At 51.5% G+C, this 25,922-nt stretch carries 22 protein-coding genes and 4 tRNA genes; 17 read left to right on the top strand and 9 right to left on the bottom strand.

Going from position 1 to position 25,922, the window contains the following annotated elements:
- Positions 1-2 precede the first annotated feature (2 nt).
- From mrdA to J0X00_RS16015, 8 genes are all read left to right on the top strand, one after another.
- The gene (gene mrdA, locus J0X00_RS16050; RefSeq protein WP_136487786.1) at positions 3-1,892 is read left to right on the top strand and encodes a penicillin-binding protein 2; all 1,890 of its coding nucleotides are present in this window, start codon (positions 3-5) and stop codon (positions 1,890-1,892) included.
- Entirely contained in the window at positions 1,889-3,010 is a 1,122-nt protein-coding gene (gene rodA / locus J0X00_RS16045) for a rod shape-determining protein RodA (protein WP_282477196.1), read from the top strand. Before mrdA ends, rodA begins: the two co-directional genes overlap by 4 nt.
- A gap of 2 nt (positions 3,011-3,012) precedes the next feature.
- Positions 3,013-3,801, top strand: a complete 789-nt coding sequence (locus tag J0X00_RS16040; RefSeq protein WP_136487829.1) for a septal ring lytic transglycosylase RlpA family protein — start codon at positions 3,013-3,015, stop codon at positions 3,799-3,801.
- 94 nt (positions 3,802-3,895) lie between these two features.
- Positions 3,896-5,071 (top strand): serine hydrolase, encoded by a 1,176-nt coding sequence (locus J0X00_RS16035; protein WP_136487784.1) that lies wholly within the window; start codon positions 3,896-3,898, stop codon positions 5,069-5,071.
- 140 nt (positions 5,072-5,211) lie between these two features.
- Entirely contained in the window at positions 5,212-5,490 is a 279-nt protein-coding gene (ybeD, locus tag J0X00_RS16030) for a DUF493 family protein YbeD (RefSeq protein WP_136487783.1), read from the top strand.
- Positions 5,491-5,684: 194 nt separating this feature from the next.
- Complete coding sequence (gene lipB, locus J0X00_RS16025) at positions 5,685-6,347, top strand: lipoyl(octanoyl) transferase LipB (RefSeq protein ID WP_282477195.1); 663 nt, start codon at positions 5,685-5,687, stop codon at positions 6,345-6,347.
- Positions 6,344-7,309, top strand: coding sequence for a lipoyl synthase (lipA, locus tag J0X00_RS16020; RefSeq protein ID WP_136487781.1), 966 nt, complete (start codon positions 6,344-6,346; stop codon positions 7,307-7,309). The genes lipB and lipA overlap by 4 nt, the downstream gene beginning before the upstream one ends.
- Positions 7,310-7,464: 155 nt before the next feature.
- Complete coding sequence (locus tag J0X00_RS16015; protein WP_218562189.1) at positions 7,465-7,791, top strand: hypothetical protein; 327 nt, start codon at positions 7,465-7,467, stop codon at positions 7,789-7,791.
- Positions 7,792-8,009: 218 nt separating this feature from the next.
- Here the strand turns inward: J0X00_RS16015 and glyA are convergent, their stop codons facing one another.
- Positions 8,010-9,260: a serine hydroxymethyltransferase gene (glyA, locus tag J0X00_RS16010; RefSeq protein WP_136487779.1), complete on the bottom strand. Its 1,251-nt coding sequence runs from the start codon at positions 9,258-9,260 to the stop codon at positions 8,010-8,012.
- Positions 9,261-9,688: 428 nt separating this feature from the next.
- On the opposite strand from glyA, the gene J0X00_RS16005 reads away from it, so the two are divergent.
- Positions 9,689-10,288 carry a YitT family protein gene (locus tag J0X00_RS16005; RefSeq protein WP_282477194.1) on the top strand — a complete coding sequence of 200 codons (600 nt, stop codon included), beginning with the start codon at positions 9,689-9,691 and terminating at the stop codon, positions 10,286-10,288.
- A 92-nt stretch (positions 10,289-10,380) separates the two neighbouring features.
- Here J0X00_RS16005 and vexH read toward each other — a convergent pair whose 3' ends face one another.
- A complete protein-coding gene (gene vexH, locus J0X00_RS16000) occupies positions 10,381-13,494 on the bottom strand; it encodes a vibriobactin export RND transporter permease subunit VexH (RefSeq protein WP_282477193.1) in 3,114 nt (1,037 codons plus the stop codon).
- Entirely contained in the window at positions 13,494-14,546 is a 1,053-nt protein-coding gene (locus J0X00_RS15995) for an efflux RND transporter periplasmic adaptor subunit (protein WP_282477192.1), read from the bottom strand. The genes vexH and J0X00_RS15995 overlap by 1 nt, the downstream gene beginning before the upstream one ends.
- 274 nt (positions 14,547-14,820) lie before the next feature.
- Between J0X00_RS15995 and J0X00_RS15990 the strand changes: the two genes are divergently transcribed.
- The 4 genes from J0X00_RS15990 to J0X00_RS15975 all read left to right on the top strand — a co-directional run bounded on the left by J0X00_RS15990 (position 14,821) and on the right by J0X00_RS15975 (position 15,413).
- Positions 14,821-14,905, top strand: a tRNA-Tyr gene (locus J0X00_RS15990).
- 85 nt (positions 14,906-14,990) lie between these two features.
- Positions 14,991-15,075: transfer RNA gene (locus J0X00_RS15985), tRNA-Tyr, on the top strand.
- An 84-nt stretch (positions 15,076-15,159) separates the two neighbouring features.
- Positions 15,160-15,244: transfer RNA gene (locus tag J0X00_RS15980), tRNA-Tyr, on the top strand.
- A gap of 84 nt (positions 15,245-15,328) precedes the next feature.
- A tRNA-Tyr gene (locus J0X00_RS15975) sits at positions 15,329-15,413 on the top strand.
- 127 nt (positions 15,414-15,540) lie between these two features.
- Here the strand turns inward: J0X00_RS15975 and treC are convergent.
- The 4 genes from treC to gmhB form a co-directional block, all read right to left on the bottom strand.
- Positions 15,541-17,223 carry an alpha,alpha-phosphotrehalase gene (treC, locus tag J0X00_RS15970; RefSeq protein WP_282477191.1) on the bottom strand — a complete coding sequence of 561 codons (1,683 nt, stop codon included), beginning with the start codon at positions 17,221-17,223 and terminating at the stop codon, positions 15,541-15,543.
- Between the two features lie 91 nt (positions 17,224-17,314).
- Positions 17,315-18,739, bottom strand: coding sequence for a PTS trehalose transporter subunit IIBC (gene treB / locus J0X00_RS15965; protein WP_282477190.1), 1,425 nt, complete (start codon positions 18,737-18,739; stop codon positions 17,315-17,317).
- A 281-nt stretch (positions 18,740-19,020) separates the two neighbouring features.
- Positions 19,021-19,992: a trehalose operon repressor TreR gene (gene treR / locus J0X00_RS15960; RefSeq protein ID WP_282477189.1), complete on the bottom strand. Its 972-nt coding sequence runs from the start codon at positions 19,990-19,992 to the stop codon at positions 19,021-19,023.
- A 28-nt stretch (positions 19,993-20,020) separates the two neighbouring features.
- The gene (gene gmhB / locus J0X00_RS15955) at positions 20,021-20,578 is read right to left on the bottom strand and encodes a D-glycero-beta-D-manno-heptose 1,7-bisphosphate 7-phosphatase (protein WP_136483578.1); all 558 of its coding nucleotides are present in this window, start codon (positions 20,576-20,578) and stop codon (positions 20,021-20,023) included.
- A gap of 357 nt (positions 20,579-20,935) precedes the next feature.
- On the opposite strand from gmhB, the gene metN reads away from it, so the two are divergent.
- The 3 genes from metN (at position 20,936) to J0X00_RS15940 (ending at position 23,525) form a co-directional block, all read left to right on the top strand.
- A complete protein-coding gene (gene metN, locus J0X00_RS15950; protein WP_136483577.1) occupies positions 20,936-21,970 on the top strand; it encodes a methionine ABC transporter ATP-binding protein MetN in 1,035 nt (344 codons plus the stop codon).
- Positions 21,960-22,637 (top strand): methionine ABC transporter permease, encoded by a 678-nt coding sequence (locus tag J0X00_RS15945; protein WP_218562195.1) that lies wholly within the window; start codon positions 21,960-21,962, stop codon positions 22,635-22,637. The genes metN and J0X00_RS15945 overlap by 11 nt, the downstream gene beginning before the upstream one ends.
- A 78-nt stretch (positions 22,638-22,715) precedes the next feature.
- Positions 22,716-23,525: a MetQ/NlpA family lipoprotein gene (locus J0X00_RS15940; RefSeq protein ID WP_136483575.1), complete on the top strand. Its 810-nt coding sequence runs from the start codon at positions 22,716-22,718 to the stop codon at positions 23,523-23,525.
- Positions 23,526-23,651: 126 nt separating this feature from the next.
- Here J0X00_RS15940 and J0X00_RS15935 read toward each other — a convergent pair whose 3' ends face one another.
- Both J0X00_RS15935 and syd read right to left on the bottom strand, forming a co-directional pair.
- Positions 23,652-24,428 carry a Zn-ribbon-containing protein gene (locus J0X00_RS15935; RefSeq protein WP_136483574.1) on the bottom strand — a complete coding sequence of 259 codons (777 nt, stop codon included), beginning with the start codon at positions 24,426-24,428 and terminating at the stop codon, positions 23,652-23,654.
- Between the two features lie 3 nt (positions 24,429-24,431).
- Entirely contained in the window at positions 24,432-24,977 is a 546-nt protein-coding gene (syd, locus tag J0X00_RS15930; protein WP_136483573.1) for a SecY-interacting protein, read from the bottom strand.
- Between the two features lie 97 nt (positions 24,978-25,074).
- On the opposite strand from syd, the gene queF reads away from it, so the two are divergent.
- The gene (queF, locus tag J0X00_RS15925) at positions 25,075-25,920 is read left to right on the top strand and encodes an NADPH-dependent 7-cyano-7-deazaguanine reductase QueF (protein ID WP_136483572.1); all 846 of its coding nucleotides are present in this window, start codon (positions 25,075-25,077) and stop codon (positions 25,918-25,920) included.
- The last annotated feature ends 2 nt before the right edge of the window (positions 25,921-25,922 follow it).

The raw sequence follows: 25,922 nt of genomic DNA, 5'->3' as shown, positions 1-25,922 counted from the left end.
TGATGTTACGTAAGCGTAACCCTATTCGAGACTATCTGGCAGAAGCACGGTTATTTCGTAACCGTGCTATTGTATCTTTTGTCGGCATTGTCTTGATGATGGGGATACTGGTCGCCAACCTGTACAACATCCAGGTGAACCAGTATCAGGATTATAAAACCCGTTCCAATGATAACCGCATCAAAGTCGTCCCTATCGCTCCCAACCGCGGCCTGATATACGACCGCAACGGTGTTTTGCTGGCTGAAAACCGCCCTGTCTTTAACCTGGAAATCATCCCGGAAAAAGTCAAAGACATGGACGACACCATCACGCGCTTACAACAGATTCTGCAAATCACGCCGGAACAAATCGCCGCGTTTGACAAAGAGCGTCGTCAAACCCGCCGCTTTAATTCGGTGCCGCTGCTGACCCAGCTGACTCAGCAGGAAGTGGCCAAATTTTCCGTTCAACAGTACAAGTTTCCCGGCGTGTCGGTGACAGCCAACCTCAAGCGCTTCTACCCGTACGGCGAAGTGCTGACCCACGTGCTCGGTTACGTATCACGCATCAATGACCGCGACATGCGTCGTCTTGAGCAAGAAGGCAAAGAAGCCAACTACCAGGCCACGCGTGATATCGGTAAGCTCGGCATCGAACGTTACTACGAAGATGTGCTGCACGGCACCGCCGGTTACCAGGAAGTGGAAGTCAACAGCCGCGGCCGTATCATCCGCACTCTGAAATACGTTCCGCCTACGCCGGGCAAAGATATCGTCCTCAATCTCGATATCGATCTGCAAGTCTATGTGCATAACCTGCTGGAAGGCCGTCGTGGCTCAGCCGTGGTGCTGGATCCGAAAGATAATGGCGTACTGGCCATGGTATCGAGTCCGAGCTACGATCCGAATGCGTTTGTGCACGGCATTTCAAGCAAGGCGTACAGCGCGCTGCTCAACGACAAAAACCGCCCGCTGGTTAACCGCACCACACTCGGGATTTATCCGCCAGCATCAACAGTCAAACCCTTTATCGCGGTGTCGGCACTGGAAGAAGGCGTCATTACACCCAACACCACCCGCAATGACCCGGGTTACTGGCGCATTCCAAACTCGAAAACCCGTCCGTTTCGTGACTGGTCCCGCTGGGGACACGGTACAGTGAATGTGACCAAAGCACTGGAAGAATCGGTCGATACGTTCTTTTATCAGGTCGCGTATGACATGGGCATCGACCGCCTGTCGACCTGGATGATGAAATTCGGCTTTGGCGACTACACCGGTATTGATATCCACGAAGAAAGTACCGCTAACATGCCTACTCGTGAGTGGAAAATGGCCCGCCACCGCACGCCTTGGTATCAGGGCGACACGATACCGGTGGGTATCGGCCAGGGTTACTGGACCGCGACCCCGATGCAAATCGCTAAGGCGACCTCGGTGCTGGTCCATCACGGTGAGGTGATTGCGCCGCACTTGCTGCGTTCAACCATCAACAATGGTGACAAATTCTCGACCCAGAAAGAGACCGAATACACCACCTATCCGCCGATCACCGGAGTACCGGACAAATACTGGAATATCGCCATCGAAGGCATGCACCTGGTCAACCACGGCAGCCGTGGTACCGCACGCCGCGCCTTTTACGGCTCTGAATACCAGAGTGCCGGTAAGTCCGGTACTGCTCAGGTATTTGGCCTAGCGGAAGGCCAGAAATATAACGCCGACGAACTGGCCGAGCACCTGCGCGACCATGCGCTGTACACCAGTTTTGCGCCGGTCGATAACCCGCAGGCGATTGTCACCATAGTGCTGGAGAACGCCGGTGGCGGCTCAAGTCATGGTGCACCGGTTGCCAGACAGATCTTTGACCACATTATTCTCAAGAAAGACGATAAGGCAAAACAGGAATGAAACTCGATCCTTCTACCGGCCGGAACCGGGCCTTTTTCGAACGCTTGCATATCGACCTGCCGCTGCTGCTGGGATTGCTGGTCGTGATGGGGTTTGGCCTGGTGGTGATGTACAGTGCCAGCGGCCAGAGCCTGGCGATGATGGATCGTCAGGCAATGCGTATGGTACTGGCGCTGGCAGTGATGATCGGCTTGGCCCAGTTGCCACCGCGTACCTACGAGCGCCTGGCACCGGGACTGTTTTTTGTCGGCGTGATCCTGCTGCTGGGAGTACTGTTTTTTGGTGAAGTCTCCAAAGGTGCTCAGCGCTGGCTGAATTTGGGCTTTGTCCGTTTCCAGCCATCGGAATTACTCAAACTGGCGGTGCCTTTGATGGTGGCACGCTATATCGGCAAGCGTCCGCTGCCGCCGAGTTTTCAGACTCTGATGATTTCGGCTGTCATGGTGTTCTTTCCGACCATACTGATCGCCAAACAGCCCGACCTCGGCACCTCGATTCTGATCGCCGCCTCCGGAGTGTTTGTTATCTTTCTGGCTGGTATCAGCTGGAAAATTATCGTCGCGGCGGCCATGGCGGTCGGTGCGTTTGTGCCGGTGCTGTGGTTTTTCCTGATGCACGAGTATCAGAAAACCCGGGTACGTACTCTGTTTAACCCGGAGTCCGACCCGCTCGGTGCCGGTTACCACATTATCCAGAGTAAAATTGCTATCGGTTCGGGCGGGATTCCCGGAAAAGGCTGGCTGCACGGCACCCAATCCAACCTGGAATTCTTACCTGAACGACATACTGACTTTATCTTTGCAGTAATCGCCGAAGAATGGGGCATGATAGGCATCCTTGCGCTATTGGCAGTTTACTTATTTATTATTGGCCGCGGACTCTACCTGGCAAGCAACGCACAAACCGCATTCGGTCGCATGATGGCCGGCAGTATTGTGCTAAGCTTTTTTGTTTATGTGTTTGTAAACATCGGGATGGTAAGCGGTATTTTGCCGGTAGTGGGTGTACCTCTTCCACTGATCAGCTATGGCGGTACTTCTATGGTCACCCTCATGGCAGGATTTGGTATTCTGATGTCAATCCATACCCATAGAAAAGCGTTTTCGAAGGCAAACTAATGATGCACTCCAAGCTCCTTGTTACCTTTTGCTGCGCCGCAATCCTGGCCGGCTGTAGTACCACCCCATCCGGGCGCTACGAGATCGACGATGATGTGGCGCCTGATACGCCAATGTCGGTCGATCATATTGAAGATGCCAACCCGCAGTACGAACCGTACAGTCTCGGGGGCAACAAAGATTACACCCTACGCGGTGTCAATTATCAGATTGAAAAACAGACGTCGGGCTTTAAACAGCGCGGCAAAGCGTCCTGGTACGGTAAAAAGTTTCATGGTCACCTGACCTCAAACGGCGAAATTTATGACATGTACTCAATGAGCGCTGCGCATAAAACCCTGCCGCTGCCGAGTTATGTCAAAGTAACCAATCTGGATAATGGCAAATCGACCGTGGTGCGGGTCAATGACCGCGGCCCTTTCCACTCCGGGCGCATCATAGATTTAAGTTATGCCGCAGCGTATAAAATCGGTGTGGTTCAGGCCGGCACCGCGAATGTAGAGATCGAGGTGATTGCCGTCAACAAAAGCAGTGATGCCAAGCCGAAATCCGGTGCACCTCAGTACATCATTCAGGTGGCATCTTCACAAAATGAACAAAGAGTGCGAACTTTAGCGCAAGAAATGGGTCAAAGCCTTTCAGTGCAAAGTTTTGTCGAGAGTATTGACCAAAGCCATCGCCTGTTTCTGGGGCCGTTCAGTGATTACACACAAACACAGGACACCCTCGAAAAGGTGAAAGCTCTGGGGTACGATACTGCCTTTATTAAAAAGCACTCAGTCACGCAATAATGGCATCCCAAGCCCGACCTGATTAGTCAGGTCTGGTTTGAGAAGTCGTTTCTGTTAATATAACGAACAATTAATTAAACAATTCGCATTCATCATGAAAAAAACCATCCTAAATTCTGTTTTAGCGTCTTCAATTGCGCTTTCCGCTACGTTCACCAGCACAGCTAACGCTTCTCCTGTCGTAATTCCAGATGCGCCACAGATCGCGGCAAAAGGTTTTGTACTGATGGACTATCATTCAGGCAAAGTTCTTGCCCAGAAAGAAATGAATACCAAGCTGTCTCCAGCCAGCCTGACCAAAATGATGACCAGCTACGTCATCGGCCAGGAACTGAAGCGCGGTAACATTTCTAACGATGATGACGTCACTATCAGCCGTAATGCCTGGGCGAAGAACTTCCCGGAATCATCAAAGATGTTCATCGAAGTCGGCACGACGGTCAAAGTACGCGATCTGAACCAGGGCATCATTGTTCAGTCAGGTAACGACGCCTGTGTCGCAATGGCAGAACACATTGCCGGCTCAGAAGATGCGTTCGTCGATCTGATGAACGCCTGGGGCAGCAGCCTGGGTATGAAAGATACCCACTTTGCCAACGTGCACGGCCTGGACAACGCGGACCTGTACACCACGCCTTACGACATGGCGCTGCTTGGTCAGGCTCTGATCCGTGACGTTCCGAACGAATACAAAATCTACTCAGAGAAGAAATTCACTTACAACGGCATCACTCAGTACAACCGTAACGGTCTGCTGTGGGATAAAAGCATGAACGTGGACGGCATCAAAACCGGTCACACCACCAACGCAGGTTTTAACCTGGTCAGCTCGGCAACCGAAGGCAAGATGCGTCTGGTTGCCGTTGTTATGGGCACCAAAGACATGAACGCACGTAAATCAGAGAGCAAAAAGCTGCTGAGCTACGGCTTCCGTTTCTTTGAAACCGTTGAACCACACAAAGCGGGCGAAACTTTCGTCAACGAAAAAGTATGGATGGGTGACAAGTCAACGGTTGCTCTGGGTGTAGGCGAAGACACTTACGTCACTCTGCCACGCGGCCAGGCGAAAGATCTGACTGCCAGCTTCGTGCTGGAAAAAGAGCTGAAAGCTCCTATCCAGAAAGGCGAAAAAGTCGGTACTCTGTACTACCAGGTAAACGGTGAAGATGTAGCACAACGTCCTCTGCTGGCGCTGGAAAACGTCGAAGAAGGTAGCATGTTCAGCCGTCTGTGGGACTACATTGTCCTGCTATTCAAAGGCTTGTTCTAAACCGACCGGCAGTGAGCCGTAAGGTGTAAACCTGTCAGACAAAGCCGCCTGCTGGCGGCTTTTTTGCGTGACTTGAGATCGCTGTCAATAGGCTGTACTATTCGACACCGTTATTGAATACCAAACTTGGAGTTTCCAATATGTTGACCATCAACTCTGATGCAAAATTGAAAGACCTGCTAGAGTTCCCATGCTCGTTTACTTACAAAGTGATGGGTCATGCGAAACCTGAGCTGCCAGAGCTTGTGTTGGAAGTTATTCAGCGCCATGCTCCAGGTGATTACAGCCCACGCGTCAAACCAAGCGGCAAAGGCAACTACCACTCAGTGTCAGTGACTATCACTGCAATTTCAATTGAGCAGGTAGAAGTGCTGTACAAAGAGCTGGGCGATATTGAAATCGTACGCATGGTACTGTAAGCGGCTCAATCTGGATTTATTTGATATATTCAATTTTTTTTGAAAGCAGCCACTGGCTGCTTTTTGTTTATTTATCAATAAATTAAAATAGTTACATAAATTTCAGGGTCAAAAATAGTGCTTCGATCTGTAGTTCAAAACGCTGAACACGTTTATAATCCCAGCACTTTATATATCACTGACGGACTTCTACGATGGATAACCAGCTTGTTGTCAGACGATTAGGTCGACAGGATTACCATCCTGTTTGGCAGGCAATGCATGACTTTACCGATCAACGCGATGACAGCACCTGCGATGAAGTATGGCTTGTCGAACACAGCCCGGTGTTCACCCAGGGTCAGGCCGGTAAAGCCGAACACCTTCTCAACACTGGTGACATTCCGGTTGTACAAAGTGATCGTGGCGGCCAGGTGACTTATCACGGTCCCGGTCAGATCGTCGCTTACTTCCTGATTAATCTGCGTCGTAAGAGCCTCGGAGTACGAGAACTCGTCACTGATATTGAGAACCTCGTAATTAACACGTTAAAAGCTTACAATATCGACTCTGCCGCGCGCCCGGATGCTCCTGGCGTTTATGTCGATGGTAAAAAAATCTGCTCACTCGGTCTTAGAATTCGTAAAGGCTGTTCGTTCCATGGTTTAGCGCTCAACGTCAACATGGACCTCTCTCCTTTTCAGCGTATCAACCCATGCGGTTACCAAGGTATGCAAATGGTGCAAGTGAGCGATTTAGGCGGCCCGGGTGATATCGCGGACGTCGAGCAACAACTCATAAAAGAACTCGTCAGCCTGTTTGGTTACGAACAAGTAGAATTCAGCACTGAAGCACCTGTCATAGGTAAGAAAGCATGAGCAAACCAATCCAAATGGAAAAAGGCGTAAAATACCGTGACGCCGACAAAATGGCATTAATTCCAGTTAAAAACATGCCTGCCGAGCAGAAAGAAATCCTGCGTAAACCGGAATGGATGAAAATCAAACTGCCTGCGGACAGTCAGCGTATTCAGGACATCAAGTCAGCAATGCGCAAAAATAATCTCCATTCTGTATGTGAAGAAGCATCCTGCCCTAACCTGGCCGAATGTTTTAACCACGGTACTGCAACCTTTATGATCCTGGGTGCTATCTGTACCCGTCGTTGTCCATTCTGTGACGTTGCCCATGGCCGTCCTCTGACTCCGGATGCACAAGAGCCGCACAAACTGGCTCAGACCATCAAGGACATGAAGCTGAAATACGTGGTGATCACCTCAGTGGATCGTGATGACCTGCGTGACGGCGGTGCTCAGCACTTCGCGGACTGCAACCGCGAGATCCGTGCTCTGAACCCTGAAATCCGCATTGAAACCCTGGTTCCTGACTTCCGTGGTCGTATGGATGTGGCGCTGGATCTGCTAAAAGATAACCCGCCAGATGTATTTAACCACAACCTGGAAACTGCACCGCGCCTGTACCGTAAAGCGCGCCCTGGTGCCAACTACAAATGGTCACTGGAACTGCTGCGTAAGTTCAAAGAGATGCATCCGGACGTTCCGACCAAATCAGGCCTGATGATGGGTCTGGGCGAAACCAAAGAAGAGATCGTCGAAGTACTGAAAGATCTGCGCGCTCACGGTGTGACTATGCTGACTCTGGGCCAGTATCTGGCTCCAAGCCGTCACCACCTGCCGGTAGAACGCTATGTGCCGCCATCGGAGTTTGATGAGCTGAAAGACATCGCACTGGAGCTGGGCTTCACTCACGCGGCCTGTGGCCCGTTCGTCCGTTCGTCTTACCATGCGGATCTGCAAGCGAAAGGCATGGAAGTCAAATAATTTCCCGCCTTTGCTTTAAAAACCGGCTTAAACGCCGGTTTTTTTATTTCTGTAGATCAGCCGGCAACGACAGCGCTTGAGATGAGCAGAGAAAATAGTCTACACTTTGCGCAACTATGTATATACGGACATGATGTCCTGTAAGGATGACCAGAATGACCAAACTGAGCCTGCTGGCTATGGTAGCAGTGGCGACAGCATCCGGCTGTGCGTCGAATACCACACAGGACAACTATCGCGAAGCCTCGTTTGAACTGTGCAACACAGAAGTGAATATCTACTCACTCAGTGACGACGGACGGGTGCGGATTGTCTGTGCCGACGGCGCTAAATTCGCCCTGCAGCAAGAGAGTACACTAGAAACCATGCGTGATATTAATATCGACTACTGTGATGGTGAAGGACTGGGTAAATTCAGCGAAAGCAACAGCTACTATCTGTTCAAATGTAAATCCGGCACTCTGCTGAGCATTGCCAAGTAATCCGGCGTGCTATCTGCCCGTGATACGTTTTGTCTATGGGACATGTTGTCCATGACACATCTGTCCGGGCGACGGACATAATCAGCGCCACTGAAGCACCTGTATTGAATCAACCTCAGTGCCGTTACTTAAAAAAAGATATAAAAAAGGCCTGCATCATGCAGGCCTTTAACGTCGATGGGCTCATTTACGCGTTAGCGTAACTGGCTTATCGGCACTTATGCGTAAACTGGCAGACGTTTACAGATTTCCAGAACTTTCTGTTTGGTTGCTTCGATCACAGACTCATCGTTGATGTTGTCCAGAACGTCACACATCCAGTCAGCCAGGTTCTTCGCATCTTGCTCAGTGAAACCACGACGAGTGATCGCCGGAGTACCAACACGGATACCAGAAGTCACGAACGGGCTGCGTGGGTCATTTGGCACTGAGTTTTTGTTGACAGTGATATTTGCTGCACCCAGAACGGCGTCTGCTTCTTTACCTGTGATGTTTTTATCAATCAGATCAACCAGGAACAGGTGGTTTTCAGTACCGTTAGAGACGATCTTGTAACCGCGCTCCTGGAACTGAGCAACCATAGCTTTCGCGTTTTGTACTACACGCTGTTGGTATGCTTTGAATTCAGGTTCCATCGCTTCTTTGAACGCGACGGCTTTACCAGCGATCACGTGCATCAGAGGGCCACCCTGACCACCAGGGAATACCGCTGAGTTCAGCTTTTTGTACATCTCTTCACCAGCGTTTGACAGGATCAAACCGCCACGTGGGCCAGCCAGTGTTTTGTGAGTTGTCGTAGTCACAACGTGTGCGTGAGGGATTGGAGTCGGGTATACACCCGCAGCAATCAGACCCGCTACGTGCGCCATGTCGACAAACAGGTACGCATCCACTTTATCTGCGATTTCACGCATGCGTTTCCAGTCAACGATTTGTGAGTAAGCAGAGAAGCCACCGATGATCATCTTCGGTTTGTGCTCCAGTGCCAGCGCTTCCATTTCGTCGTAGTTGATTTGGCCGCTTTCGTCGATACCGTAAGGAATGACGTTGTAGTGCTTACCAGAGAAGTTAACTGGTGAACCGTGAGTCAGGTGCCCACCGTGCGCCAGGCTCATACCCAGAACTGTGTCGCCCGGATTCAGCAGAGCCATGTAAACTGCGCTGTTTGCCTGAGAGCCAGAGTGAGGCTGAACGTTGGCGTATTCACAGCCAAACAGCTGACACGCACGGTCGATAGCCAAAGATTCTGCTTTGTCGACGTACTCACAGCCGCCGTAGTAACGCTTGCCTGGGTAACCTTCAGCGTATTTGTTAGTCAGCTGAGAACCTTGCGCTTCCATGACACGCGGGCTGGTGTAGTTCTCGGAAGCGATTAGCTCAATGTGTTCCTCTTGGCGAAGAGTTTCTTCTTGGATTGCTGCGAATAGCTCCGCATCATAATCAGCGATATTCATATCACGCTTTAGCATCTGTATCTCCTGACTCAGATTGTACTGAAATTGGCAAAAAACTGCACAATGAACCCAACGCAAACGTTTTCGTCACTCTAATGGCGCGCATTCTACATAATTTGATCTGTTGCTTAAAGTCCAAATTGCAGAAAATATCATGCAGTTTTTTCATAATGACAGACGAAGTGTTTTATCTTCCCGCAAAGGAAGTGTTCCTGACTTCGGGTTAAGGCCCACCATAGCATAAAAAGCGTGCTCCAGAAGGAGTTCCGCCCCACCACGTAGACCCGCCTCACAGTCTGCTTCGTCAAAGTGTCAATTTTATGCTTTACACCCTGTAAAGCGTTAATTACATAGGTTTACCTCAAATTTCCCCGCCTCGCTACCGAAATGATCAGCTTTTCTTTACTATCCGGAGCATTATCGGCCACTAAAATTTAAAGTTGATGGAAAAACACACACGTAAAGAAGATTGGATCGCGATGCTGACCGGTACCTTCCTGGTTGCCCAGGGAGTATTCTTACTCCAGGCCGGTCAGTTATTAACCGGAGGCGCTGCAGGACTGGCTTTATTACTCAGTCAAATCCTGCCTCTGTCGTTCGGCTGGCTGTTCTTTTTAATTAACAGTCCGTTTTATCTGCTGGCCTGGAAGCGTTTCGGCCACCAATTTGCCATCAACAGCGCAATGTGTGGTGCACTGGTATCAGTATTGACCGACCATCTTGCACTGGTTATCAGCTTCAGCAATGCCGAGCCGGCATTCTGCGCACTGGCTGGCGGCGTCCTGATGGGGCTGGGGATGCTGATTCTGTTTCGTCATCGCGCCAGTATCGGCGGCTTTAACGTACTGTGCCTGTATATCGAGGATAAATTTTCGATTCCGGTGGGAAAAAGCCAGATGGCGATGGATTGCGTGATCCTGGCGGTCTCGATGTTCTTCGTTCCAGGGCAGACCATCCTCACCTCCATTTTTGGTGCCGTGATGCTCAACCTGGTGCTGGCAATGAACCATAAACCCAAACGCTATATTGTCACCTATCGTTAGCGCCCTGCTGCGCAGAGCAATGAGCCCGCATTACGCGGGCTCATTGATGACACCATGACGGCTACCTTGTGTAAGGCTCACGCAGAGCAAGATTACTCATGAGTTGAACGCGAGCGGACATCGTACCCCAGTTCACGTTGCAGCTCGGCTTCCACATGACCAGGCGCCGCCGTTGAGCGGGCAATTAACTGGTACATCGCCGGTATCACAAACAGGGTCACCAGGGTTGAGAAGCCCATGCCAAAGAAAATCACCGTACCCACCGATACCCGGCTCTCATAACCGGCACCAGTAGAGAGGATCAGCGGTATCGAGCCAGCCAGCGTGGTAAACGCCGTCATCAGGATCGGGCGTAAACGTCTTGCCGCCGCATCGACTACCGCCTTTTCAAAGGCCAGACCACGGTCACGCAGCTGGTTGGCAAACTCAACGATCAGAATACCGTTTTTGGTCACCATACCAATCAGCATGATCATGCCGATCTGGCTGTAGATGTTCATGCCCTGCCCCATCAGATAAAGGCCGATAAAGCCGCCAAACACGCCCATCGGGACGGTAAACATCACCACCAGAGGGTTGATAAAGCTTTCAAACTGCGCCGCCAGCACCAGATAAGCCACCAGCAAAGCCAGAGCAAACACCACCGCCACACTGGACTGGTTCTCTTTAAAATCTTTCGACTCACCGGAGTAACTGATGGAGATATCGCTCGGCAGTTGCTTGATCGCCTGCTGATCGAGAAAATCGAGCGCGTCACCTAAGGTATGCCCATCGGCCAGGTTGGCAGTAATCGTGATCGATTTCTGCTTGTTATAGTGCGAGAGGCGAATCGATGATGCCACTTCGTCGATTTTGGTCACCGTATCCAGCGTCACCAGATCACCAGATGAGGTACGCATATAGATTTGCGTCAGATCGGTCGCATTATTAAAGCTGTTCTCATCACCACGCAGATAAACATCGTACTCCTGACCACGTTCCAGGAACGTAGTCACACTCTTACCACCCAGCATCACTTCCAGAGTATCGGAAATATCCTGTACACTGATACCGAGCTCAGCTGCGCGCTGACGGTCCACCGTCACCACCAGCTCGGGCGTTTTTTCCGAATAGTCAGTATCCACCCCGGTCATCACACCGGACTGACGCGCCTGCTCTTCCATCACGTCGGCCCATTTTTGCAACTCAGCGTAATCCGAGCCTCCGAGAACAAACTGGACCGGCTCGTTTGAGCCGCCGCGGAAACCGGGCATAAACGGGAACACCCGCACATCCGGAATACCGGCCAGCGCCTGCCGCACCAGGCCTAACCCGTTCTGAGCAGTCACAGTACGCTCTTTCCAGTCTTCCAGAATCATGATGACAAAACCGGTCTGGTCGCCGGCATTACCGCCAAACGCCGGCGACTGAATGCTGAATGACTTGAGAAACCCCTGCCCGAGCATCGGCATCAGACGCTCTTCAACCAGATCCATGTTGGCCGCCATGCGGTTATAACTGGTCGCATCCGCGCCACGCACAAACGCAAAAATCACCCCGCGATCTTCCGATGGCGTCAATTGAGCCGGTACCATTTGATTCAAACCGTAACTACCAACGATACAGGCCAGGATCACCAATGGAGCGGCCCACTTCAGGTTCAGGGCATGCGCCAGCCAGGCGCGATATCCCGACTCAAGCTTGCTGAACAGATGATCGACCGCGCGGTTAAAGCGGTTGGATTTCACATTGGCGCGCAGAATTTTACTGCCCAGTACCGGCGTCAGGGTCAGAGCAATCAGGGAGGAGAATATCACTGACATCGCCAGCAGCACGGAGAACTCGGTAAACAACAAGCCGACCATGCCATCCATAAACGAAATCGGCAAAAACACCATCACCAGCACCATGGTGGTCGCGATTACTGCAAATCCCACTTCACGCGCCCCTTTGAAAGCGGCTAGCAAGGGCTTCTCGCCCTGTTCAATATGGTGGTAGATATTCTCCATCACCACTATCGCGTCATCCACCACCAGGCCAATCGACAGGATCAGCGCCATCAAAGTGATCAGGTTGATAGAAAAACCAAAATAGTAAGCGGCAATAAATGAGGAGATCAGTGACACCGGTACCGTCACTGCCGGAATTAACGTCGCGCGCGCCTGACCAATAAAAATGTACAACACCAGAATCACCAGTGCGCCGGTAATAAACAGGGTACTGAACACCTCTTCAATCGAACGGTCAATAAACACCGTCGAGTCATAGTCAATCGCCAGGCGGGTCCCTTCCGGCAGGAACTGCTGAATGTTAGCCACCGCAGCATGGACCCGATCAGCGACATCGAGCGGATTAGCATCAGACTGCGGAACGATGCCCATACTGACGTTGACCACGCCATCGCTCTTAAAGGTCGAGTTTTCGTTCTCGGCCCCAATAAACACATCGGCCACGTCACGCAGATAAATCGGGCTGCGTCCGCTGGCATGCTTGACCACCAGATCCTGAAAGTCTTCTGGTTTCTGGTAACTACGCGCAGTGCGCACCGACATCACGGTCGAGTCGTTGCGCACTTCACCACCCGGGCTCTCGAGGTTTTCGCGGTTTAGTGCATCGGCAATATCGGAGGTCGTAACGCCCCGCCCCGCCATCAGCTCAGGCTTGAGGCGCACATACATCACCTTGTACAAACCGCCGGACACATCGACCGAACTGACTCCGGAGATCAGACTGAAACGATCAATCAGTACCCGGTCGATATAATCGGTCAGTTGAGTACGGTCCATCACGGTCGAACTGAGGTTAATGTAAACCGAAGCTTCGCCGGAGCCGTTATTCTTAAACACTTCCGGATCATCAGCCGAATCCGGTAACCAGCGCTGGGCACGGGCCACCGCATCACGCACATCACTGATGCCGGTATTGAGGTCATAACCGAGCTCAAATGTCACCGTAATCCGAGACATGCTGTTACGGGTAATCGAGGTGATTTCATCGATCCCGCTGATGCCCGCCAACTGGTCTTCCAGCACGGAAGTAATCTGGTTTTCGATGATGGTCGCCGAAGCGCCTTCATAACGGGTTGAAATCGACACCACCGGACTTTCAATATCCGGCATCTCACGCACTGCGAGTTTGGAAAAGGAGACCATACCGAACACGCACAGCAGCATACTCAGTACGACCGCTGCAACCGGTCTTTTTACCGAGACATCAGACAGCCACATTACAGTTCACCCTCTTTTGTCACCGGTTGACCGGAGACATCCACTTCTGTAATGGTCGCGCCATCTCGCATATTGACGATGCCCTGCACCACAATGTGCTGGCCAATTTCCAAACCATCTTCAATCACCACTTCATTCTCGATTCGCGCGCCGAGATGCACTTCACGCCGGCTGACGATGTTGTCGTCACCAACCACATACACATAACGCTTAGTGCCAGAGTATTCAAGCGCTTGAACCGGAATGATTGGCGCATTGATCGGGGCAAAATCAAGTTGGGCCGACAACAGCATGCCGGGTTTGAGTAAGCCTTGCGGATTCGCGAAATGAATCCGGACCCGCAGGTTAAGCGTTTCCTGATTGATGCGCGAATCAATCGCCACCACGTGGCCTTCAAACATCTCACCCGGCCACGCATTGGTGCGCCCGAGCACTTTCATGTCTTTCTGTAACTTGGAGAGATAACGCTCCGGCACCTGTAAATCGAGCTGCATCAGAGCAAGGTTATCGAGAGTCAGCAATTCTTCGCCGGCACTGACCAGTTTGCCGCGGCTGAAATCGATAAAACCGACCGTGCCGCTAAACGGCGCGCTAATACGCAGATCTTCCAGATTGGCCCGGGCAGCGTTGAGACGCGCCTGGGCGATTTCGACGCTGGCGCGCTGGGCGTCAATTTCGGTCTGGGTAATGGCGTTGCGCTTCACCAGTCGCTCAAACTCGCGCAGTTTACGCTGCTCATCACGCAGATACGCCGCGGCTTCGGTCACCGCTGCACGCGCTTTATCATCATTGAACTGGACCAGCAGTTGATCTTTTTTGACCTGCTGATTGGCTTTCACCGCGATAATATCGACTTTACCGGTCACTTCCGGGGCAATATCAACCGATTGATCCGCTTTTAGCTTGCCGACCAGTGACAGTGATTGAGAAACCGGGTGTGCCTCTACGCTTTCAATCACCACAGGTATAGCGCGCGACGCCCCGAAGGCAGACAACGGCTGAACAGTAAGGGCAGTAAGTAGGGTAACAAATAGACGAGTTGTTTTTTTCATAATAATGATCGATATATTGAATCTTATTATATTGTAACCGCTAATCTTTTTTTTAACGTCAACTAACGTAAAGATAGCTGGCAAAACTGTAAGCAATCCGCGCCAAAATGCTGTTTTATTAGCTTCTTTGACGAAAAAGCCAGCATTCGATTCAAAAACATAAAAAAAGGGTTTACAGAGAGAGCGAGTTTGATAATATGCGCTCCGCACTTGAGCGACGAGTTGGGAAAACGTCACTTAAGCTTATTCCGGTAGAGAATAAGAAAAACACCCTGGAGGGGTTCCCGAGTGGCCAAAGGGAGCAGACTGTAAATCTGCCGGCTCCGCCTTCGATGGTTCGAATCCGTCCCCCTCCACCATATTCTTCTCGTAAGAGAAAAACTTGATTGATGCGTTGGGAAAACGTCAGTCAAGCTTATTCTGATAAAGAATAAGAAAACCCCTGGAGGGGTTCCCGAGTGGCCAAAGGGAGCAGACTGTAAATCTGCCGGCTCCGCCTTCGATGGTTCGAATCCGTCCCCCTCCACCATATTTCTCTTTAAGAGAAACCCCTTGTTTGATGCGTTGGGAAAACGTCATTCAAGCTTATTCTGTGAAGAATAAGACCAACCCTGGAGGGGTTCCCGAGTGGCCAAAGGGAGCAGACTGTAAATCTGCCGGCTCCGCCTTCGATGGTTCGAATCCGTCCCCCTCCACCATATTTCTCTTTAAGAGAAACCCCTTGTCTGATGCGTTGGGAAAACGTCATTCAAGCTTGTTCTGCGAAGAATAAGACCAACCCCGGAGGGGTTCCCGAGTGGCCAAAGGGAGCAGACTGTAAATCTGCCGGCTCCGCCTTCGATGGTTCGAATCCGTCCCCCTCCACCATATACAGAAAGCCAGCTCATTGAGCTGGCTTTTTTGTTTTCAGCCACCGCTTCTTTTCAACCACATCGTGGCGAATCAGGCATCCAGCGACAGAATGCCTTTTATTTTACTTACTCAGAGACGTCCGCTACTCAAGCAAAATCACCAGGGTTTCATACGCGCGCAGAGTCTGCTGCTGAGTGACAGCTTGTTCCTCCAGCTGCGCATAATTGCCCAGCAGATAGCGCGCCCGCTCTAAATTCAGCGTCTCGGCCAGTTCGCACTGTACCGCATCGGCATAATAGTTGTTAAGGCAAATCAGGGTTTGCGTCGATGAGCGGCGCTGATAGGCAAAAATAGCCGGATGATCCGGTAGTAAGTCCTGGTAATCGCCCGTGGTAATCACCGGCACTTGCTTACGCAGTTCAATCAGACGCTGATAAAAGTAAAACACCGAATCCGGATCAGCCAGCGCCTGCTCTGCATTAATGGAGGGATAGTTGATCGCCACATCCAGCCACGGCTGCCCCTGACTGAACCCTGCATGAAGAGCATCGCGCCACTGCATCGGCGTGCGCGAGTTATCCCGTGATTTCTGCGCCAGAATCGCCATCATCTCCTGATGGGAAGTCTCTCCGTGGCGTACCATCAGATCATACATATTGATACTTTCCACATCGCGGTACTGCTCCAGGCGGGTATACCCCGGATTAGTCATGCCAATCTCTTCACCCTGATAAATATAAGGCGTGCCCTGCATCATATGAATCGATGCGGCCAGCATTTTGGCGGCTTCAACCCGGTACTGACCATTATCACCAAAGCGGCTGACCACCCGTGGCTGATCATGATTACACCAGAATAGCGCGCCCCAGCCTTGTCCGTTAAGCCCGCTCTGCCAGTGATTAAAAATCTGTTTGAGCTGCACAAAGTCAAACGGTGCACAGGCCCATTTATTGCCATCCGGATAATCGACTTTAAGATGATGGAAATTGAACACCATGGATAACTCGCGTCCATCGAGTGCTGAATATTGCTGGCAATGCTCTAAAGTGGTTGATGACATCTCACCCACCGTCACGCTGCCATAACGCTGGAACACATCACGGCTGATCTCCTGCAGGTACTGATGTACTTTAGGGCCATCGGTATAGAACCGCCGTCCGTCACCGCGCTCATCATCAACAAAGTCCTGCTGTTTGGAGATAAGGTTAATCACATCAAGCCGGAAACCATCGACCCCTTTTTGCGCCCAGAAACCGATCACCGCTTTGACTTCCTCACGCACCGCTGGGTTCTCCCAGTTGAGATCAGCCTGTTCGGTTGCAAACAGGTGCAGATAGTATTCCTTGGTCGCTTCATCCAGCGCCCAGGCACTGCCACCGAATTTCGACTGCCAGTTGTTCGGTTCGCGCCCGTCTTTAGGCGCCTTCCAGATATAGTAGTCACGATACGGGCTGGATTTGTCACCCAATGCCGCCTGAAACCAGGCATGCTCGGTCGAGGTGTGATTCACCACAATATCCATGATGATACGAATACCGCGCTGGTGTGCCTGCGCCAGCAACTGGTCAAAATCCTGCATCGTGCCGAACTGCGGATTGATGGCGTAATAGTCGGAAATATCGTAACCATTATCGACCATGGGCGACTGATAGACCGGCGTCAGCCAGATGGCATCAATGCCCAGCAACTGCAGATAGTCGAGCTTACTGATAATACCGCGCAGATCGCCGGTTCCCTTAGCGCCGCTGTCACAAAAGCTTTTCGGATAGATTTGATAAATCGTGGCGGTTTTCCACCACTCAGCATCGCCCTTATTGCTTGTCATACTCTTAACTCACTTACCTGAAAAATAAAAAATCCGCTATCAGGCTGAACGATAGTGACCACTCAACCTGAGTCACTGATGCCTGAGCCACTTATGCCTGCGCCACCGTCAGCTCGCCCTTGGCTTTAGCGCGCTTATACATCAGTAGAGTCAGCGCCACCGGCACCGCGATCGCAATTAACATCGCCAGTAAAAACACCATCCAGTACTGCGGCTGAATCGACAAAATACCTGGCAGACCACCAACCCCTATACCGTTTGCCATCACCCCAAAGCTGCCGCACACTGCAGCGGCTAGTGCGCTGCCGATCATGGCGCACAACATCGGAAACTTATATTTGAGGTTGATGCCGTACATGGCAGGCTCAGTAACGCCCAAATAAGCAGAGATCGCCGCCGGTACAGAAATATCCCGCTCGCCCTCTTTTTTGCTGATCAATATGATGCCGACCACCGCCGAGGCCTGGGCAATATTCGACAGGGCAATCAAAGGCCAGATAGGCGTGCCGCCGAGATCCTGCATGAGCTGCAGATCAACTGCGTTGGTGGTGTGGTGAATACCAGTGATCACCAGTGGCGCATACAAAAAGCCAAACAGCATCGAACCGATGACGGCAAAGTCACCGGTCATGGCTGCTTTAGCTGCGATACCAACCCCGTCACCGAGCATGCGCCCAAACGGGCCAATGATGGCGTGGGCCAGCAGCACCGACAGGAGGATAGAAATAAACGGTACCACCACTAAATAGAGGTAAGCCGGGACAATGCGTTTGAGGTTGGTTTCAATCAAAGCCAGCACCACACCGGCCAGAATGGCCGGAATCACCTGCGCCTGATAACCGACCTTATCAATCACAAACCAGCCAAAATCCCACGCTTCCGGCACCTGCTTACCAATCAGATAGGCGTTCATCAGTTGCGGTGACACCAGGGTTATCCCGAGCGTGATGCCCAGAATCGGTGTACCGCCGAGTTTTTTCACTGTCGACCAACAAACCCCGACCGGCAGGAAGAAAAAGATGGCCTCACCAATCAGCCATAGGAAGGAATGGACGCTGGCCCAGAACTGACTGATTTCAACCAGGGTTTTGCCATCAAACATACGGATGTCGCCGATGACATTACGAAAGCCCAGAATCAGACCGCCAGTAATGATAGCCGGCAGCAGGGGCACAAAAATCTCGGCCAGATGGGAAATTCCCCGCTCCAGCATGTTCATGTTCTGGCGCGCCGCCTGCTTGGCCTCATCTTTGGAAGCTTCAGTCTGGCCACTCTGTTGCAGCAGCAGCTTATACACCTGATCAACCTCAGTGCCAATCACGACCTGAAACTGACCGGCATTGGTAAAGCAACCTTTGACCATGCTCAGCGCTTCCAACTGCTTACTGTCTGCTTTAGCTGGTTCATTGAGCACAAAACGCAGCCGGGTCAGGCAGTGCGTTACGCTGGCAATATTCTCTTTGCCACCGACCAGCTCGATAAGACGCGCAACGTCTTGTGTCGCTATCTTACTCATATCCTCGTCCACCTTATTGGTTAAGTTCTTTTATCGTAATTAGGTTTTTTATAATAGTTCAATTGCATATGGGAACATTCCCATTGCGATGTAAAGAATAGTGACATAAGCAGAAATAAAGCAGAATGGGACTGTTCCCATTAATTGAAAAAGATCACATCCGGGGTAAGAGCGATGGATAAAAAAGCGATCTTGGTCGGATCGGGAGCCGGCCGCAGAAGCAAAAATGAACCTCAGAATGCCACCCGCACAACAGGCGGCAGGGTGAATCGCTAAAAGGGTTAATGGCTGGAAGGGTTAAATATCGTCGTCGCTGGTGCCTGGGTCAGATGAACACATTGGCTGATTTCACCCCGTAAGTGCTGAATCAGCAATCGGGCAGCCTGCTCTCCGGCTTCGCGATACCCGGGATCAACGCTGTACACCTTAGGAAACAAAAACGACAGCAGTTCATTGCCACCCACTCCGGTCACTGCCACGTCTTCACGCTGACACTCCTGTAGGCGTTTAATGACCCCCATGGCAATACTGTCGCTGGCACAAACAATCGCTTGGGTCTCGGCGGTCAGCACTTTGTCGACCAACTGATAAGCACTGTGATGATTCAGTTGCCCAGTTTGATAATTGGCCGCATAACCGTGCTCGGCACACCATTCAAGATAGGTATTAAGTCGCAGCGCTCCGGTGGTCTTATCTCCCGGGTCGACCCCGATATAAGCAATCCGGTTGAACTGCTGCTGCTCAAGATGAGCCAGCGCCGCGCGAATCACGCCGCAATTATCATAATTAATCGAAGAGACGCTGTCGCTGTCCATCGCAATCACGACGGCGCGATTATGCCATGGCGCCAGACTGACCATATCCAGCCCGGTAAAACCAAACACGATCACCCCGTCAACGTTACGCCTGGCCAGCACCTCGAGATGTTCACTTGTTTTAGCACGGTCGAACTGGCTTTCCATGATCACGACATCGTAGCCATATTGATAGAGTATCGGCAGCATACTGCTGACTGAGCGGTTTTCTGAAGGCGAGTCGAGGCGGGAAATAATCACACCCACCACTTTCTGCCGTCCGCCACGCATCGACTGGGCGGACTTGGATGGCACATAACCGTGTTCGGCAATCACCTGCTCTACTCTGGCACGGGTTTCCGGTTTCACTTTCGGATCCCGAGTCAGAACCCGGGACACCGTCGATTTACCAACCCCAGACAGTTTGGCAATATCCAGAATGGTGAGCTTTTTACTCATAGCAGGTCCAATGCAGTAAACCGGCTTATCAGCCGCGTGACTGCAGATACTCAGGCACGCTGCTGATGCTATCCAGTACAGCATCCGCCAGCGCTTCGCCTTGCTCGGTGACCGGTTTGCCGGTGCGCACCAGAATCTTAGTCCCCACGCCAGCGGCGGCGGCGGCCATCAGGTCTTCTGCTTTATCCCCTACCATGACCGAGTTCGCCATATCGATTTTGAGAAAATCACGCGCCGAGATGAACATCCCCGGTTTTGGCTTACGACAGTCGCAGTCTTCTTTATATTTACCTACGCCATGTTCAGCATGGTGCGGGCAATAATAGATACCATCAAACTCGACGCCGTTGTCAACGAAGTTCCAGTCCATCCACTGTGTCAGCGACAGAAAACGATCTTCACTGAACTTGCCGCGGGCAATCCCCGACTGGTTCGTCACCAGCACCAGCATGTAGCCCATGGCTTTTAGCTTTTTCGTTGCTTCGAACACACCGTCGATAAATTCAAAATCGTGCTCATCATGCACGTAGCCATGGTCAACGTTAATCACGCCGTCACGATCTAAAAACACAGCAGGTTTTGCCAAAATATTGCTCTCAAATAAGGTAGATAACTGGTTTTGATTATACCCGAGTCACCTCAAGATGCGAGTTTGATTGCACCGGTTATCAGCGGGCTCCCCGACAGCGCGCTGAGCCATCATATGCGCCTTATTTCTTTCCCTGCTATTTAATCACTTTCCCGTATTACATCGATCACTTTTTCGGAGTTAAAATTGGCCCATTTAGACGTCTAGACGTCAAAATATCGATTGACTTGATTGTCGATAAACCATAGCATCGTCTCCCCAGTGAGAGAGAGTTCAAAATTTTATACTGTTAATCACGGAAGGGCTCAGGATTATGAGCGTCGTCCGGTTCAGTATCCCTGCACAGGTTTAAACATGATTGAAATTAGTCACGTAAATAAAGTGTTCTACCAAGGTGATAAGGAAATTCACGCCTTGAAGGACATCAATCTTAAAATCGCACAAGGCACAATCTTCGGTGTTATCGGTTCTTCAGGTGCAGGGAAAAGTACTCTGATCCGTTGTGTCAACATGTTGGAAACTCCAACCGACGGCAGCGTGATTGTCGACGGTGTCGATCTGACTAAACTGAATTCAAAACAACTGTCGGAAACCCGCCGTAATATCGGCATGATTTTTCAGCACTTCAATCTGCTGTCATCGCGCACTGTGTTTGGCAACATCTCCCTGCCACTTGAACTGGCAGGCAAAGATGAACAGTACATCGAACGTAAAGTCACTGAACTGCTGAAACTGGTTGGTCTGGCAGATAAACGTGATACCTACCCGGCTAACCTGAGTGGTGGTCAGAAGCAACGTGTGGCGATTGCCCGTGCCCTGGCTTGTGATCCCAAAGTGCTGCTGTGTGACGAAGCCACCAGTGCACTGGATCCGGCAACCACCCAGTCGATTCTGGAGCTGCTGAAAGAGATTAACCGCAAACTGAACATCACCATGCTGCTGATCACGCACGAAATGGACGTGGTAAAAAGCATCTGTCACGAAGTGGCGATCATCGGTGGCGGTGAACTGGTTGAGAAAGGCAGTGTAGGTGACATTTTCGCCCACGCCAAAACTGAACTGGCGAATAAATTTATCCGCTCAACGCTGGATCTGTCGATCCCGGACGATTACCAGGCACGCCTGAATGAGCAGCGCGTGGCAGGCAGCAGCCCACTGGTTCGCCTTGAGTTCACCGGTGCGACTGTCGATGCACCACTGATGTCACAAATCGCACGTAAATATAATATTGATGTCAGCATTCTGAGTTCAGACATCGATTATGCCGGCGGCGTTAAATTCGGCATGATGGTAGCTGAAATTTTCGGCACCGAAGCCGACAGCGTTGCAGCAATGCAATACCTTCGCGATCACAAAGTAAAAGTAGAGGTTCTTGGTTATGTCCTTTGATGTTGTAAGCAGCTGGTTGTCACTCAACGGTGATCTTCTCCTAACTGCAACCTGGGAAACCGTCTACATGGTCGCCGTAGCAGGTATCGTTGGCTTTGTTTTTGGTATTCCTCTGGGTGTGATTCTGCACACCAGCAAGAAAGGCGGATTACTGGAAAACCCACGCCTGAACAAGGTATTGGGTGCTATTGTTAATATCGGTCGTTCGGTACCTTTCCTGGTACTGATGGTCGCTATCATTCCTGTGACCAAAATTATTGTCGGCACCTTTATCGGTACCACAGCCGCCATCGTTCCGCTGACTATCGGTGCTATCCCGTTTGTCGCGCGTCTGATTGAAGGCGCGCTGCTGGAAGTACCAAGCGGTCTGGTTGAAGCTGCTCAGTCAATGGGGGCAACCCCGATGCAGATCATCAGCAAAGTGCTGCTGCCGGAAGCCATGCCAACCATCATTAACTCAATCACCATCACGCTGGTGACTCTGGTCAGCTACTCAGCAATGGCCGGTACTGTCGGTGGCGGTGGTCTGGGTGACGTGGCAATCCGTTACGGCTTCCACCGTTACGACATCTCAGTGATGACAGTAACAGTAGTAATGCTGATTGTGCTGGTACAAATTATTCAGTCGGTCGGTGACAACCTGGTGCGCCGCGTCGATCACAGATAAACCGTTCTTTTCGTAAACACAACATAGTTACGTTAACCAACACAGATACGTTAAAAAGTTTATAACAAGGAGAATATTATGAAATTTAACCTTAAAGGTTTACTGGCTATCGCAGCCGCTGCATCAGCGCTGGTTCTGGCTGGTTGTGGTGATAAAGCCGTGGACAACAGCAAAGTAAAAATCGGTGTAATCGCCGGTGCTGAAGCTCAGGTTGCTGAAGTGGCTGCTAAAGTTGCCAAACAGAAATACGACCTGGATGTAGAACTGGTTACGTTCACTGACTACGTTACACCAAACGCGGCTCTGGATGACGGTTCTATCGACGCGAACGCATTCCAGCACAAACCATACCTGGACAAGCAAATTGCTGACCGTGGTTACAAACTGGCAATCGTAGGCAACACTTTTGTATACCCAATCGCAGCCTACTCAAAGCAAATCACCTCAGTTGACCAGCTGCAGGACGGCGCACGTATCGCAGTACCAAACGATCCAACTAACCTGGGCCGCTCTCTGATCCTGCTTGAGCAGCAAGGTCTGATCAAACTGCGTGAAGGCGCGGGTCTGGAAGCGACAGTACGTGACATAGCAGAAAACCCGAAAAACTTCCGTATTGTTGAACTGGAAGCCCCTCAGCTGCCACGTTCACTGGACGACGTTGAACTGGCGATCATTAACAGCACATTCGCAAGCTCAATCGGCCTGACACCAGAAAAAGATGGCGTGTTCGTCGAAGACAAAGAGTCTCCATACGTCAACCTGCTGGTTGCTCGTCAAGACAACGTCAATGCTGAAAACGTACAGAACTTCCTGAAAGCTTACCAGACTGACGAAGTAAACAAAGCGGCTTCTGAAATCTTCAACGGTGGCTCAGTCAAAGGCTGGTAATGCCTGCCTGGCACTGGCGTAGCAAATAGCGAAAATGCAGTAGCAAAGACAAAAAAGGTTGGCTTCGGGCCAACCTTTTTTATTGCGTGCAATCTCTGCTGCTGCCGTCAGATAGCCTGCCCCTGGCTATTTCAGGTGATCCCAGGAGATATTGGAGACAATCCGGCAGCTGTCGCATTTGAAGTGAAAAATATCATGCAGCGGCTCTGCAAGCAGCCATTCCCCGCCGCATTTCGGGCACGGCCTGGCCTTTTCGTCAGCCAGACTGCTGCCGCCGACCCGGTACTGGTAATAGTAAGTCGGCACCTTGGTCAGGTACTCAATCCGGCCACGCAGATCCCAGCCACGGCGGAACAAATCGCTGTCGGCGTCGCAGATTTCATGCAGCGCAGCGAACTCCGCCTTGCAGCCGCCCGCCATCTGGATTTCATCACACGCCTGCCACTCGGTCTGCCATTTGATCACCGCTTTGTGGTCACCGTTCAGGGTTGGTTCATTGCGATAAAGCGGGATCGGCAGCAGACTCTCGCCGCTGCGCAGCGGTGAACAGGTATGCACGTAAGTGGTATACAGTACCTGCCAGCCCGGCGTTTCCTCTTCGGCTGCCTGCTCTGAATTGATGTCCCGCCCCAGCAGGCGCACTTTCGGAGCCAGCAGGCTGGCTTGAGCCAGACGACCAATACACACCTTAACAAAATCAGAATGATTTTTCGGGTGCAGACTCTCCTGCTCCGGACACACGGCGCGGACAAAAAATTCGCCGTCTCCCAGCACTATAGGAAATTCACGCCCCAGCACCTGACCGTTGTAGCGCAGCGCGTCCATCAGACCATTCACGGCCTTATCCACGGCACTGATGGTGGTGTTATCAAAGCATTCAAACTGAAGTTCAACCACAAACATAACTTATACCGCCGGCTCTAACTGGGTTAAAAACTCGGCCACATCACAGCTCAATACCTGGCGTTTATCCGTGCCCAGCGTTTCCCGAATCACCTGGCCGGTCAGATTACAGATAGAGATCACGTCCATCTCGTCCTCTGTGGTCGCGATAAACACAGTTGGTTTTTGTTTCAGACGACGCTGCATCACCAGATGCCCCAGGATATTCTCCTGCAGACGGGCGAAATCTTCATCGCTCCACACCTGAAGCAAAGTCAGCGCTTCACCGCGCCAGGTTGCCGGCATATCAGCGGCAAACTGAGAACCGTAAAAATGGCCAATATCTTCATGTAAGGTCAGTTCCATACCACGCTCGACATTCGCCAGATCCACCGGCGTCTCACGCTCGACCGGTTGCCACTCGACACCATCGGCCAGAGTGCGCACCACACACTGAGAAGCCAGACCAAGCAGCTCCTCGTTGTAGGGCAGACTCTGATGCTTGTGCTGCACTGCATCAAGATAGCGTTGACTGAATGAGAATAAAGCCCGGGCCACGGAATGTGCCATGAAGTTCTCCATTGTTGAGTTAGTCGCGCCTGCCAGATGACACACGCGGCGGTATTGCGTAGAATTCCGGTTATTCTAATCGAATTGACTGTAAAGTATGAGCAAATATTCTGACGCAAAAGAACTGGCGGGTTTAACCCTGGGTAAAACCACCGAATACGCCAATCAGTACGACCCGTCTCTTTTGCAACCGGTGCCGCGTAGCCTGAACCGAGACGACCTTAACCTCGGCGATACGCTGCCGTTTCAGGGCTGTGACATCTGGACCTTGTATGAACTCTCGTGGCTGAATGACAACGGCCTGCCTCAGGTTGCGATCGGCGAAGTTGCCATTCCGGCCACCAGCGCCAATCTGATCGAGTCCAAGTCATTCAAGCTTTACCTGAACAGTTTCAACCAGACCCGTTTCGCCGACTGGCATAGTGTGCAGCAGTGCCTGGTCAAAGATCTCTCCGCCTGTGCCGGCGAAAGCGTCACGGTAGATGTCAAACCCCTCAGCGCCTACACCGCGCAGCCAATTGTCACCATGCAGGGCGAATGTATCGACGAGCAGGACATCGCGATCACCCGCTACGATTTTGACGCTAGCCTGCTCAATGGTGCCAGCAGCGATGAGATTGTTGAGGAGACCCTGCACAGCCACCTGCTCAAGTCCAACTGCCTGATCACCAACCAGCCGGACTGGGGCAGCGTCGAAATCGCTTACCGCGGGCCCAAAATCGACCGCGAAGCTCTGCTGCGTTACATCGTCTCATTCCGTGAACACAACGAGTTTCACGAGCAGTGTGTCGAGCGTATTTTCACCGACATCACCCGTTACTGTCAGCCGGAGTCACTGACGGTACAGGCGCGTTATACCCGCCGTGGCGGACTGGATATCAACCCATTCCGTTCCACGCAGCAGGCCGCACCTGCGCACAACCAACGTATGGCTCGTCAATAAAA

The sequence above is a fragment of the Vibrio sp. ABG19 genome, assembly GCF_029962385.1.
Classification (GTDB): Bacteria; Pseudomonadota; Gammaproteobacteria; order Enterobacterales; family Vibrionaceae; genus Vibrio; species Vibrio ostreae.
The sequence above is the reverse complement of the archived record's forward strand: the minus strand, read 5'-3'. Positions and strand labels throughout refer to the sequence as shown.